This is a genomic window from Pontibacter sp. HSC-14F20 (assembly GCF_019599265.1).
Lineage (GTDB): Bacteria > Bacteroidota > Bacteroidia > Cytophagales > Hymenobacteraceae > Pontibacter.
The window spans coordinates 224,859-237,376 of sequence record NZ_JAHZTC010000003.1 but is presented as its reverse complement, the minus strand read 5'-3'; the positions used below and the strand labels follow the sequence as shown (position 1 = coordinate 237,376).

The 12,518-nt window shown below is 50.2% G+C and carries 14 protein-coding genes; 8 read left to right on the top strand and 6 right to left on the bottom strand.

Translation table 11 applies throughout. The features are described from left to right. Window positions 1–178 precede the first annotated feature (178 nt). The 6 genes from K3G39_RS04945 (at window position 179) to K3G39_RS04920 (ending at window position 7,527) form a co-directional block, all read left to right on the top strand. Window positions 179–883 (top strand): PKD domain-containing protein, encoded by a 705-nt coding sequence (locus K3G39_RS04945; protein ID WP_220625061.1) that lies wholly within the window; start codon window positions 179–181, stop codon window positions 881–883. 167 nt (window positions 884–1,050) lie between these two features. Next, the gene (locus K3G39_RS04940) at window positions 1,051–1,716 is read left to right on the top strand and encodes an ABC transporter ATP-binding protein (protein WP_220625060.1); all 666 of its coding nucleotides are present in this window, start codon (window positions 1,051–1,053) and stop codon (window positions 1,714–1,716) included. A 329-nt stretch (window positions 1,717–2,045) separates the two neighbouring features. After that, the gene (locus tag K3G39_RS04935; RefSeq protein WP_220625059.1) at window positions 2,046–2,828 is read left to right on the top strand and encodes a hypothetical protein; all 783 of its coding nucleotides are present in this window, start codon (window positions 2,046–2,048) and stop codon (window positions 2,826–2,828) included. 182 nt (window positions 2,829–3,010) lie between these two features. Continuing rightward, complete coding sequence (locus tag K3G39_RS04930; RefSeq protein ID WP_220625058.1) at window positions 3,011–4,924, top strand: ATP-dependent DNA helicase RecQ; 1,914 nt, start codon at window positions 3,011–3,013, stop codon at window positions 4,922–4,924. Window positions 4,925–5,622: 698 nt separating this feature from the next. Next, on the top strand, window positions 5,623–6,375 hold the full coding sequence (locus K3G39_RS04925) for an AraC family transcriptional regulator (RefSeq protein ID WP_255593991.1): 753 nt from the start codon (window positions 5,623–5,625) through the stop codon (window positions 6,373–6,375). Window positions 6,376–6,465: 90 nt separating this feature from the next. Then, window positions 6,466–7,527 carry a methyltransferase domain-containing protein gene (locus tag K3G39_RS04920; protein ID WP_220625057.1) on the top strand — a complete coding sequence of 354 codons (1,062 nt, stop codon included), beginning with the start codon at window positions 6,466–6,468 and terminating at the stop codon, window positions 7,525–7,527. 12 nt (window positions 7,528–7,539) lie between these two features. Here the strand turns inward: K3G39_RS04920 and K3G39_RS04915 are convergent, their stop codons facing one another. The 4 genes from K3G39_RS04915 to K3G39_RS04900 all read right to left on the bottom strand — a co-directional run bounded on the left by K3G39_RS04915 (window position 7,540) and on the right by K3G39_RS04900 (window position 9,627). Further along, entirely contained in the window at window positions 7,540–8,001 is a 462-nt protein-coding gene (locus K3G39_RS04915) for a hypothetical protein (protein WP_220625056.1), read from the bottom strand. 93 nt (window positions 8,002–8,094) lie between these two features. After that, window positions 8,095–8,583: a GNAT family N-acetyltransferase gene (locus K3G39_RS04910; RefSeq protein WP_220625055.1), complete on the bottom strand. Its 489-nt coding sequence runs from the start codon at window positions 8,581–8,583 to the stop codon at window positions 8,095–8,097. 10 nt (window positions 8,584–8,593) lie between these two features. Continuing rightward, the gene (locus K3G39_RS04905; RefSeq protein ID WP_220625054.1) at window positions 8,594–9,223 is read right to left on the bottom strand and encodes an HAD family hydrolase; all 630 of its coding nucleotides are present in this window, start codon (window positions 9,221–9,223) and stop codon (window positions 8,594–8,596) included. A 35-nt stretch (window positions 9,224–9,258) separates the two neighbouring features. Next, complete coding sequence (locus K3G39_RS04900) at window positions 9,259–9,627, bottom strand: nuclear transport factor 2 family protein (RefSeq protein ID WP_255593990.1); 369 nt, start codon at window positions 9,625–9,627, stop codon at window positions 9,259–9,261. A gap of 118 nt (window positions 9,628–9,745) precedes the next feature. On the opposite strand from K3G39_RS04900, the gene K3G39_RS04895 reads away from it, so the two are divergent. Continuing rightward, window positions 9,746–10,369 (top strand): YdcF family protein, encoded by a 624-nt coding sequence (locus K3G39_RS04895; protein ID WP_220625052.1) that lies wholly within the window; start codon window positions 9,746–9,748, stop codon window positions 10,367–10,369. Window positions 10,370–10,516: 147 nt separating this feature from the next. On the opposite strand, the gene K3G39_RS04890 is transcribed toward K3G39_RS04895, so the two are convergent. Next, a complete protein-coding gene (locus K3G39_RS04890; protein ID WP_220625051.1) occupies window positions 10,517–10,804 on the bottom strand; it encodes a DUF1330 domain-containing protein in 288 nt (95 codons plus the stop codon). A gap of 172 nt (window positions 10,805–10,976) precedes the next feature. Here K3G39_RS04890 and K3G39_RS04885 point away from each other — a divergent pair, with 172 nt between their 5' ends. Continuing rightward, window positions 10,977–11,519, top strand: a complete 543-nt coding sequence (locus tag K3G39_RS04885) for a DinB family protein (protein ID WP_220625050.1) — start codon at window positions 10,977–10,979, stop codon at window positions 11,517–11,519. A gap of 12 nt (window positions 11,520–11,531) precedes the next feature. On the opposite strand, the gene K3G39_RS04880 is transcribed toward K3G39_RS04885, so the two are convergent. Further along, entirely contained in the window at window positions 11,532–12,515 is a 984-nt protein-coding gene (locus K3G39_RS04880) for an ABC transporter ATP-binding protein (protein ID WP_220625049.1), read from the bottom strand. Window positions 12,516–12,518 lie beyond the last annotated feature (3 nt).

Here is a 12,518-nt window from a genome sequence, read left to right as displayed (position 1 = left end):
ACTTTACCTGAGACTGCTGTGGTTTTACCAAATAAACCAGATGCCCGGTCTTATAACTCAACGTAGTTGCCGTACAATTTATATCGACAATTGCTTACGGGTTACAATTCTTATAATCAATGATTTGTATTTGAAAATGGATGATATATGATAAAAAATAGTTTCAATAATAGGGCACATGAAAAGGTACCTTTATACCTCCAAAAGCGTAATATTTACACTCCTCCTGATATGCATCGCCTGTAACAAAGAAGAAGATGCTGTTACCCCTGACATTCCAACCACACCCATTGCCCCGATTGCCCACGCCGGCAATGATACGACCATGTATCGTCCTTATAAAGAGTATGTTTTAAACGGCGGTGCCAGCACAGATCCGGATTCAAATATTGTCTCCTATCAGTGGAGATTAATGGCAGGGCCTTCCGCTGTCAATATCAAGCAACAACATTTTTCTGATGTCAAGGCGTATGCAAGTGAACTTACCATGCCTGGCAATTATGATTTTGAGCTGACTGTGACCGATGCGGATAAACTGACTGCTAAAGATACAGTGACAGTTACAATTATTGTTCCGACAGAAGTACCCGTTTGCTCTGATCCAAAAGAATTCATCTTCAAAGATCTTATCTGGGACTATTCCTGGATCATGGAGATCGATATTTATAATTTCTACTCAAACCTTCCGGCCAACAGCCAGATTCAAAAGATTTACATAAAAAGAGACAATTCTGAGGAGTGGGAGCCTGCCGTATACCTGGCAGAGTCTTCCGGGTATACCTTACACACATGGGATTATGGGAATGGAATATTGGTTATTTTCCCGAGTGAAAACAATATGGGAGATGACACCCCTGATGTGAAAATCGAGTACTGCAACTAGGTACACCTGACATCAGGCATTTTTGTCAAAACAGAAGCTAACTTTGCTCCCGATAGTTGGGTCTGGAGCTAAGGTGACTTCTAAATTTTGGACGGCAGGTACCTCACTTATACCTTTTGTTTTGTAGCTTTGGCAGATAATCCATTGTCAAACATTATCGCCAGATCGTGCTGCAAGTCGTTAACGTTCACAAGAAATACGGTTCATTGGAAGTGCTCAAAGGTATAGACCTGACCATTCATGCCGGCGAAGTTGTTTCTATTGTAGGTGCTTCGGGCGCTGGCAAAAGCACACTGCTGCACATTCTGGGTACGCTCGACTCTGCCGACACGGGTGACGTAATGTTTGACGATAAGAACATTTCACGCCTTAATGCGTCTGAACTAGCGCGTTTCCGTAACCGGCACATTGGCTTTATCTTTCAGTTTCACAACCTGCTGCCTGAGTTCACGGCCCTGGAAAACGCCTGTCTTCCCGGCTTCCTGGCCGGTCGCCCGGAGATGGAAGTAACTGAGCGTGCCGCCGAACTGCTGAGCATGCTCAACCTGGGTCACCGCATGCATCACAAGCCCTCTGAGATGTCAGGTGGTGAGCAGCAGCGCACGGCCGTGGCGCGCGCGCTGATCAACTCGCCGCGTATTATTTTCGCTGATGAGCCCAGCGGCAATCTCGACTCACAAAATGCGCACGAACTGCACGAAATTTTCTTCAAGCTGCGCGACGAGTTCAACCAGACCTTTGTGATCGTTACTCATAACGAACAGCTGGCCACCATGGCCGACCGCAAACTCGTCATGAAAGACGGCTTGATCGTGCAGGAGGTACAGGCGTAAGCTATACCTATACCTATACCTTTTCCTTTACCTTTCTTTCCGAGGCTATACCGGGCCCTTCCCGGCGGAGTTTTCCTTGCGTCTTTTCCCTGCTATCTGCATTTATTTTGCGCTTATACCTCAATTGTAATTTTCACGTAGAATATATCCCCCCTTTGCTTTCTTGTGCTAAATGAGAGGCGAATGAAAGGGGAAATATATCTCTCTGAAAATAATTTATAAATGATTGACAATCAGTTATTTATAATGAATATTTTTTGTTATTTTTTGCACCATTTCAGGAGCAGGTATGTTTGATATATGTACTAAAACATGAAAACTAACTAGATATGAGTCAAGTAAATAAAGAGACAAAAGTGGAGAAGAAGCCGAAGGTGGAAAGCTATGACATAGCCAAATCTGATGAGACGCTTCACTTAGCTGTTGACCTGGCTAAGTTTATAAAAGAGAATAGGTTATATCAAAATATACAAGGTAAAGAGTACGTGAACGTGGAAGGCTGGCAGTATGCCGGTTCCCGTCTGGGTATCTTGCCGGTGGTGGAGCATGTCGTGAACATCAGCACCGACGACGAGATCAAGTACCAGGCGAAGGTGAACCTGCTTGACCTGCGCAGTCAGCAGGTGGTGGGTGCCGGCTTTGCGATCTGCTCTAACAAGGAGCAGGGCAAGAAGTACTATCAAGAATTTGCGATTGCTTCGATGGCGCAGACCCGTGCTATTGGTAAGGCCTATCGTAACATTCTGGCCTGGATTATCCGGGCGGCTGGATACGAGCCAACTCCGGTAGAGGAGATGGACTACGGAGGCAACGAATCGTCAGCGAAGCCAGCTGTGCCAACTGAGAAGAAGGCAACCATGAAAGCGGCCTCTGCCACACCAGTAGCCGAGAAAGCGCCGGTGGATGAGCAGGTAACTGGCGTGCGTTACGCTTCTGCCAAGCAGAAAGAGGAGATCATCCGTCTGCTGAACAACCCGGTAATCACACGCCAGGAAAAGACCAAGATGCTGCTTAACATCAACCGTTTTGACGAAGAGCGTGCCGCGCAGGCGATCGAGAAGCTGAAGAAAGTGATCGAGGACCGTGAAGATGGTCAGTCTGCTGCTGCTTAATACGACTACAACTTATATAGTAAAAGCCTGCCTCCTAAGAGGCAGGCTTTTTTTGTATACCTTTCGGCTATACCTTTCGGCTATACCTTTCGGCTATACCTTTCGGCTTACTTTTTCTCAGTCCTGACTGCCCGGAAGTTTAGCTGATATACCTTATCTTCGCCTTTGTAAAGCACGCACCCTTGCACGACATCCACCACATATTGCGCACCTATTGGGGCTATGACCAGTTCAGGCCATTGCAGGAGGATATTATCCAATCTGTGCTGGCAGGGCAAGACACGCTGGCGCTGTTGCCAACGGGTGGGGGCAAGTCGATTTGCTTTCAGGTACCGGCCATGGCTGTGGAGGGGATTTGCCTCGTGATCACACCGCTTATCGCGTTAATGAAGGACCAGGTGGAGCAGCTCAAAAAGCGTGGTATTCCTGCCGTAGCCATTTTCTCAGGTATGAACCGCCGTGAGATCGACATTGCAATGGACAACTGCGTGTATGGCAACGTGAAGTTCTTATACATGTCGCCGGAGCGACTGCAGACTGAGTTGTTTCAGGAGCGGGTGAAGCGGATGAAAGTGAGTTTGCTGGCCGTGGACGAGGCACACTGTATCTCACAATGGGGCTACGATTTTCGTCCGCCATACCTGGAGTTGGCCGCCCTACGCGAAACACTGCCCGCTATACCTGTGCTGGCCCTTACGGCTACCGCAACAGAGCAGGTGCGCGTTGATATACAGGAGAAGCTGGCTTTCAAAAAGCAGAACGTGTTTGTCAAGAGCTTTGCCCGGGCCAATCTTTCTTACTCCTGCCTCTATACAGAAGACAAAGTGGGCCGTCTGCTCGAGATCCTGAACCGTATGCCGGGGCAATCCATTGTGTATGTGCGCAGTCGCCGGCAAACCGTTGAGATAGCCCGTTTCCTGCAGAGCCGGCGTATACCTTCAGCGGCATATCATGCAGGTCTTAAATTTGAAGAACGCAACAAAACACAGCAGGCCTGGATCGAAGACAAAGTACGGGTGATCGTGGCAACAAACGCCTTCGGGATGGGCATCGATAAACCGGATGTACGCCTGGTCGTGCACCTTGATCTGCCCGAGAGTCTGGAAGCTTACTACCAGGAGGCAGGCCGTGCTGGTCGTGATGAGAAGTATGCTTACACCACTTTGCTTTATGGCCCCAGCGACACCAAAGACCTGCTGCAGAAAGTAAAGGAGGCACATCCACCGCTTGAGCTGATCCGGCGGGTATACCAGTGCCTGGCTAATTACTACCAGATTGCGGTGGGCAGCGGCTTCATGAGCAGCTTCGATTTCGACCTGGCTGCATTTTGCAAGAATTACAAGCTGTCTGCACTCGAAACCCACCACGCCATCAAACGCCTGGAAGGGGAGGGCTACGTGCAGCTCAACGAAGCCTATTACAGTCCTTCGCGGCTATACCTGTTACTTGATAATATGGCGCTTTATGAGTTTCAAGTGGCCAATGCGGAGCACGATGCCTTGTTGCGTCTGATTTTGCGCATGTATGGTGGCGAGGCCTTTACAGGTTTTGTTAAGATATCGGAACGGAAACTGGCCGAGCAGCTTAAGAAGCCGGAACAGGAAGTGCGCCGCAAGCTCGAGTACCTGCACAAACTGCAGGTGCTGGTGTATGAACCGCAGCATGACGCCCCGCAACTGGTCTTCACTTCTCCACGACTGGATGCTGCCAATCTGCCACTCAACCACAAAAAACTGGCGCAATTGCGCGACCGTGCCATGAAACAGGCCAGGGAAATGGCGCATTATGTCGAAACAACCGATCGTTGCCGCACGCAGTTGCTACTAGAGTACTTTGCCGAAGTTAGTGACAAAAGCTGCCGCATCTGCGACTACTGCCTGGCGCAGCGCAAAAAGGAGCGGGCGGGGCAGGAGCAACAGGACTTGCGACAGCAACTGCTTCGGGCTGTGCAGACCAAAAACCTGCTACCAAACGAACTCGTGCAGCAGTTCGAAGCCAAATATGCCGAGACTGTGACAGAGTTGCTGCGCGAACTGGTAGACACCGACATCGTGAAATATGCCGAGAGCGGCAAGCTATACCTGGCAACACAATAAATATAACCCGACAAATTTTACTGGAGTCCAACAAGGTGCATTTCGGAGCCGGTTCGGCGCATTGCTACTTTCGTAATCATTCTCTCAGGTGCGGCATCATTTTCAATCACATCTCTCAAACAGACAGCTCACTCAGATTTTCCGCCAGTCTTGGTTATTTATATTTAGTAAGGCTAGTGGCCAGTTTTTTGATCTAGCACTCGATTCTGGTAAATCAGACGCCTTAGGCTAGCACACTTTTGCCATATTCTGATGCAATTCAGTTTGATCCACTACAGCTACAGTTTTTGTTTGCTTATTTCTTAAGACCCTACATCAGTGTTGAAGCACGGTTCACCCAAAAGCGGTTGTGCACTTTGATTAAATGCTTAAAAATTGATACTTTTTCGAGTGAAAAAGTGTTGTAGTTAGTAGATAAACCCTGTAAATTTTGAGGGTGATGAACTCAAGTGAAAGCAAAGCACTTCTTGCAGTGAAAGCTTCCATCGCAATACGGGCGAAATAGACGAGGAGGGTATGTAGAGGAATTAAAAAGGATATTTGTGCCCAGAAATGAAATATTGACCTTTGAAACAATTGCTGCCTTTGAAAGAAAAATAAACCACGATACACGGCCCTATGATCCGGGCCTTCAGCTCCTGCCGGGACGCATGGAGGAGAGGCACCAAAATGTTGATTCAAAGCTGGGAATTCCAGCCTTGCGGAGAAATTTTAACCTGATCTACCTGCTGCTCGACGGCCTGCACGATATCCGGCTTGATGACAAACACCGCTGGCTGATGCCAAATGATCTGGTTATCGTTCCGGCCAATGTGCTGTATGCCTCACCTAATATAAATGGTTGCAAGGGCTTCTGCATAGAGTTCACCACTACCTTTCTGGAACCAGTTGTACAGGGCGCCTTGTCAGAGCAATTCCCTTTCTTCGACTTGGAAGCCGAGCACGTCATCAACCTCACTGCCAACGAAAGCAACCTGGTACAGCGGTCCTTTGAGAACATTCTGGAGGTATACAGCGGCCACTCCAGGGAAAAAACGCAACTTCTCCGCGACTACGTTCACATTCTGCTGCTGCTCATCCGCGATTGCTACAAAGCCAGGTATACCGTTTACATCAAAGAGAAAGCGACACGTGCCGTGCAACTGACAAGCGCCTACCAGCACCTGGTAGATGAGAACTTCCGCGAAATGCATGAGGTGCAGCAATATGCCAGTATGCTCAACATTACACCCAAGCACCTGGCTGATGTCGTGAAAAGTACCACCGGCAAACCTCCCCACGAAATGATCCATAACCGGCTGCTGCAGGAGGCCCGTGTGCTGCTTAGTAACACAGAAATGAACATGGCCGAGATTGCTTATACCCTGCATTTTGAAGACCAATCGCACTTCAGCCACTTCATGAAGCGCAAGACTGGACAGACACCGCTTGAGATAAGGAAAAGCTTCTAGTTTGCACAAATTATTCCGAATTATATACAATACTTCTTTCTGTAAGTGCTTTAATTTTAGATTATTAACATCACACTAAACACTACTGCAATGAAAGAGAATACAATTCAACGGAAAAGAGGCCGACCAGAAAGGGTAGCAGATTTTGCACACCACGTACTGGACGACCTCAGTGCTGCTGAGCGGGTGAGAATGTCATTCCTCGGCAGCCAACTGGGACTCTACAGGGTGATGGCCAACGCAGGCCCCATGACGGTAGGCCAGATTGCCCGAAGCGCCGGAGCCAGTGTGAAACTGGTCAAGCATTGGGCAGATAGCCTGGCCGCAGACGGTTACCTGCTGCACGAGCCGGAAGCCGATACTTTCTGCCTTCCTGAAGCCCACGCCATCGCCATGACGGATCCAACCAGCCCTTATTATGTGGGAAACCGCTTTATGAAAGGAAACGGAGATCAGAAAGGCAGGTCTCACGACATGCCGGTGCTTTTGGCGGGCAACCATGCAAAAGAAAGAAACCTGCTGCCTGTAGATGTATCCGGAAGATTCTTTAGTGAGGAGTACCTGGCCAGTCTTCTGCACAGCTGGATACCGGGCGTAGAGGGGCTTGCTGCAAAACTGGAAACAGGTATACTGGTAGCAGACCTGGGTAGTGGCCGCCACGGCGCCTCCACGCTGGTCATGGCACGGGTCTTTCCAAACTCCACATTCCTCGGTTTCGACAGGTATAATTCCTCAGTTGAAAGGGCTAACCTGCTGGCCAAAGAAAAGCACATTCCCAATGCACACTTCGAGCTGGCTACCGATGTGCAGGTATACGCCTACCAATACGACCTGATCACCCTGATCGAGAGCGCAAACCACATGGGAGACACTTTGCAGGACCTGCTGACCGAATGCCGCCAGGTACTAAAAACGGATGGTGTGCTGGTGGTAGCAGAAGCGAAGGACAGCAGCAGCATCAGCGAAGAGCAGTACCAACGCCTGCGTTCCACCAGAGTTATACCTACGGTGGCAGAGCATGTTTACCGGGTAGAGCGTGGTATTGACGGGCACGAGCACGAACTGCAAAAAGCGGCTACGGCAGCTGGTTTTTCGGTTGTCCGGAAGGTAGCTGAAACCTGGTACGACAAGGTATACGAAATGCGACCTTAAGTTGCCGGCGGACTAGAGTTTCACATCAACAGTTTCCTGCGGCTTGTCGTGGCTTAGCCTCTGGTCGTAGCGGAACACAGTTTCATACCCGTTAATGGACACAACTTTGGTGACATCCAGCACGAACTGATCCTGTTCTTTGTGCACCTCCTGCAGTTGCTCTTCCAACTGCAGAGGGGCGCCTCTGAGCGGGAGTTCATGAAAGGGCATCCAACCGAAGGTGGTGTCAAGCACGATCATTTCTTTCGGCAGCACCGTGCTGATGCGGCGCAGTTTTAAAGTCAGATTCATTTTAGAGCCTTCCCAGCGTGCTTCGCTGTAATCAGTCTCTGTGAAAATTCTGAAGGTGACCTCTTTGTTGTAAACAGCCGGAGCTGGCAGAGGTGATACGTCTTCTTTTTCTTTATCGCAGCTGCTTGTGAGCAGCAACAAAAGCGCCAGAAGGGGCGCGAGGGTGCGTAAAGTTAAAACCATGGTATGCGTAAGCAGAAGCTGTTCGGAAATGCAACATGCGGCGTTGCCTATATAGTGGTACGCAGCGTTTCAGCTTCAGTTTACGCTTTCAGATTAGTTTTTTTTCGAATTTCCGGACTCCTGCAAAGGCAGTACCATGTGTTGCGTAGCGGGCGTAAAACCCAGCGATTCCCAGAAGCGAACACCCTTCGGATTGTGCACGGACACCTGCAGTTCCAGGTGGTCTGCCCCCCGGTCGCTCAGCCACTTGCGGGCGGCTTCAAACAACTCTTTTCCAATCCCCTTGCCACGAAATTCCTCCCGCACTACCGTCTCGCCAATGTAGCCTTTGTCAGAAAGTTTGAAGCCCGCTGAGCCGTGCCGCAGACTGGCCACCAGCATACCTGCCCATATGTCATCGGACTGGTACACAAACACACGCGTGCTTTTGTCTTTGAGTCGATTGAGGAGTTCTGCCTTTAAGGCCTGCTCACTGCCCGGCTTATACCTGAACACGACGTGATAGGACTGTTGCATATCAAGCAGCAGGCGCCATAGCTCGTAGAGTTCATCAATATCATCAGGTTGGGCTTGGGAGATCATAACAGGGATATTAGAAAAGTGTGGTCAGGTCGCTGATGCGCTCCAGGCGGTGCTCGAACTCGCTTACCTCCCGGTAGCCATAGCTGGCATGAATAAACGGTACGCCCGCTTTTTGTGCGGCTTCCAGATCACCGGGGGTGTCGCCCACATACACGGGAGCCTGCAGATTGTTGCGCTCTACTATGTCTTTCAGGTTAATAGCTTTGGAGTTACCTGTTCGGCCGGAGCACTCGAAGTCACCAAAATACCTGCCCAAGTCGTGTCGCGCCAGAAAAGCCTCAATGTAGCCGTCCTGGCAATTGCTCACGATGAATAAACGGTACTTGCCGTGCAGGTACTCAAGTGTTTCTTCCAGACCCTCGTACAAATCGCCGCCGTTTTCCTGGATGCTGCGCATTTCTTCTTTCGCGCTTATCTCCATCAATTCCTGCTGCTGCGCAGGGCTCAGTTGCGGGAAAAGCATCGGGAAGATCAGGTTGTGCTGCGTGCCGGCAATAGAGCGGACCTTGTCGGGTGTGATCTCCTGAATCTGGAAGTCAACTTTCTTGCGGGCCGCTCTCCAGGCTTTGGCTACGGTTTCGGCGGCGTCCCAGAGGGTACCGTCCAGGTCGAATATGATACTGTCTATTTGGTTCGTCATCAATCAGGTATAAGTGTAGGTATGGCAGGTATAGATTATTGGTTGTGAGGCGGTATAAAAGTCACCTCCACGATCAGTCCGTCCTTTACGCGGTATACGGCAATGGCGTCGGTGCGTGGCTCGCCTTTTTTGCGCTGCACCTTCTCCTGGTCAATCACGACATCGCCCGCCACAATGCGGTTCACAATCTCGCAATGCAGATCCGGGGTGTTGGCAAACATAGCACTGTAACGTTTGTGCAGTTCGTCGCGGCCCTGGTAGGTGAGTATGCCCGGCTGGCGGTATACCTTCACGGTGTCGCTGAAGGCGCTGGCAAACAGGTCGATATCGCGGTTGTTGTAACCTTTGAGCTGCAGTTCAACAGGTTTTACAACGACAGGGGTTTGGGTTTTTGACTGGCTCATGGCGGTCATGCTACTAAATAAAAGAAAGGTAAAGGGTAGCAGAAATTTGATCATGCGCAAAATTAGGCAATTTTGCGAGTATATACCTTGCGCATTTCTGTTGCGTATAAGCGGAGCTATGATAGAAGAACTCATCATTCGCGCACTTTGCGATACTATACCTGACGAGTCGGTGGACGGCTTGTTTCTGTTCGGACAAACCGAAGATAACCAGCAGGCAGCTTTTGAAACGGCTCAGACTTTTTTGCAGAGCGGCCGCACCGATAAAGTGCTCTGCCTCGGCACCAAAGCCATGAGCGGCTACCCCGGTTTTGAGGTATGGAAAAAGGAGATGAAAAAGCGAGGTATAGGAGAGGAGCAGCTTATACCAGTTCCGGCTGTACCCGCCGCTACCGACCTGCTGCATACCTTGATCGAGGCAACCTCAATAGTGCGTTTCGCAAAGGAGCAGGGCTTCAAACGACTGGTCGTGACTGCGGCCCCTTTCCAGCAGCCCCGCGCTTTTATGACGGCCATCACGGCCGCCCTTCGTGAGTTTCCGGAGCTATACCTGTACAGCCTGCCCGGTAAGGCAATGCCCTGGCAGGAAGAAGTGACGCACTCGCAAGGCAAAGTAGAAGACACCCGCGCTGGACTCATAGCCGGAGAGATGGAGCGCATCCGCTGCTACCACAAACAAAATGACCTTATTTCGGTGAAAGAGGCGCTCGATTACCTGAACAGAAGGGGGTTGAACTGTTGATGATTAAATTGCTGCCCTTGAACGATTAACTTATCCCTCTCAAGTGAGGAATTTCGGTGCAGGATTCGGACAGGTTGTGACTTGTCCCTGCAGACCCGAACTCGCCTTTCAACAATTTAACCATCAACAATTTAGCAATTCAAAAAATTAAAACCCCTCCACTGCGATCATCTGGGTGCTGGAGGCACTTTGGCGCAGAACTTTTGCTGGAGCGTATTCATCAGAAGAGTGCCAGGCTTTGGCCTGCTCTATGGTTGGGAACTCCAGTACTACAATTCGGGTTGGGCTCCAGTCGCCTTCCAGGTTTTGAGGATTACCGCCGCGCACAATAAACTTGCCGTCGTAAGGCTGCAGCGAGCCTGGCGTCAGTTTTTTGTACTCCTCATAAGTAGCGTTGTCTGTTACGTCTATGTCTAAAATAATGTAAGCTGGCATAAAAATCAGGTATAGGTTATACAATAGGATGGCTGCATATTAGGTATAATCCGTGGATGGTGCAAACAGAAATTACGCTGGTCGTGGAGGTATAAGAGCCTTAAAAAGTCAGGTTAGGTAGACTGTTTATTGTTTGATTGCGTACATCGCTCATATACAAGCCCTTCATCTTATGACACAAACCAAGAACCTCGAAGTATGGCTACGCGGACCGCTGCCTGATGTACCCGCCTTGTTGCAACCGGTTGCGCATGCGTTGCTGCAGGCCCGTGAAGAAGTCGGAAGTTTTATGCAGGATTTTCCGGATGAACTGCTTTGGGAGCGGCCCGCCGGCGTAGCCTCGGTTGGCTACCACCTGCAGCACCTCACAGGTATACTGGAGCGCCTGTTTGTCTACGCCGGCGGTGAGCAGTTGAGTGAGCAGCAACTGGCCTCTCTGTATGCAGAAGGAAAGCCGGTAGGACAAGACAAACAGTCTGAAACGCTGGTGCAGAACTTTAACGAGCAGGTGGACAAAGCCATGGAGCAATTGCGGCAGACAGACGAAAGCAGCCTGACAGAAACCAGAAGGGTAGGGCGTGCGCAGGTAGAATCTACGGTGATGGGCCTGCTCTTTCATGCCGCCGAACACAGCATGCGGCACGTAGGACAACTGCTCGTTACAGCACGGGTGCTACGCGAGCGGGAAATAACGAATGGTAATATGGTCGACTGAGGCTATACCTGATCAGATAAAGCTCACATGCTCCCGCTCTACAGTCAGGTATACCTGATCGCCTGTGCCGGCAGGTATAGCCTGTGTTCTGACTGTGATGCTTATACCTGATAATTGTACCTGCACGTCATAAAACCCGCCATAGAACATCACTTTTTGCACGGTGCCAGTCAGGGTACCGCTGGTTTTATCAACAAACTTAAAATGCTCCGGGCGCATCAGCAGGTCGCGACCTTGATGGTCTATACCAAGCTTGGCTGCAAATTCCGAAGCGAAGTCAGCAGCTATAAGGTTGTAGCTGCCGAACAGTCCGGCGGTATAAGCATCTACAGGATGGCGGTATACCTGTTCAGGCGTGCCTTGCTGTATAATGCGGCCACCTTTTATCACAAGTATGCGGTCAGCCCAGGAGAGGGTGTCATGCGGGTCGTGGGAGATGAGAATGCAGGTGATGGCAAGCCGCTCAGTGATGTCGTGGATGACTTCTTTCAGTAATTCCTTGTGGCCTTTGTCGAGGTTGGAGTAGGGTTCGTCGAGCAGCAGCAAACTGGGCCAGGTACTGAGCAGGCGGGCCAAAGCGATGCGCTGGCGCTCTCCACCCGAAAGTTGATTGGTTTTGCGCTGCGCCAGGTGACTGATGCGGCATACCTCGTACAAAGTTTTTGCTTCGTCGCCTTGCAGCATGTTAGCGTAGCGCAGCACCTGCTCCACCCGTAAAAACTGCGGTAAGTCGTAATGCTGCGATAGGTAGGCTATGCCTTCATGACCCGGCACCAACTTGTCGTGCGGACCGATTATGCGATTGCCTTCAAAAGTGATGTGACCGGTGCTGGCCTGTACTAATCCGGCAATGGTTTGCAGCAAAGTGCTTTTACCAGACCCGGTTTCACCGGCTATCACAATTTTCTCATACTCGCCTTGCTCAAAGCTGATGGCGTGCAGCACGGTATGGCCGTCTTCTTGCACTCTGATGCCGGATACTTCTAAGAAACTCAAAAC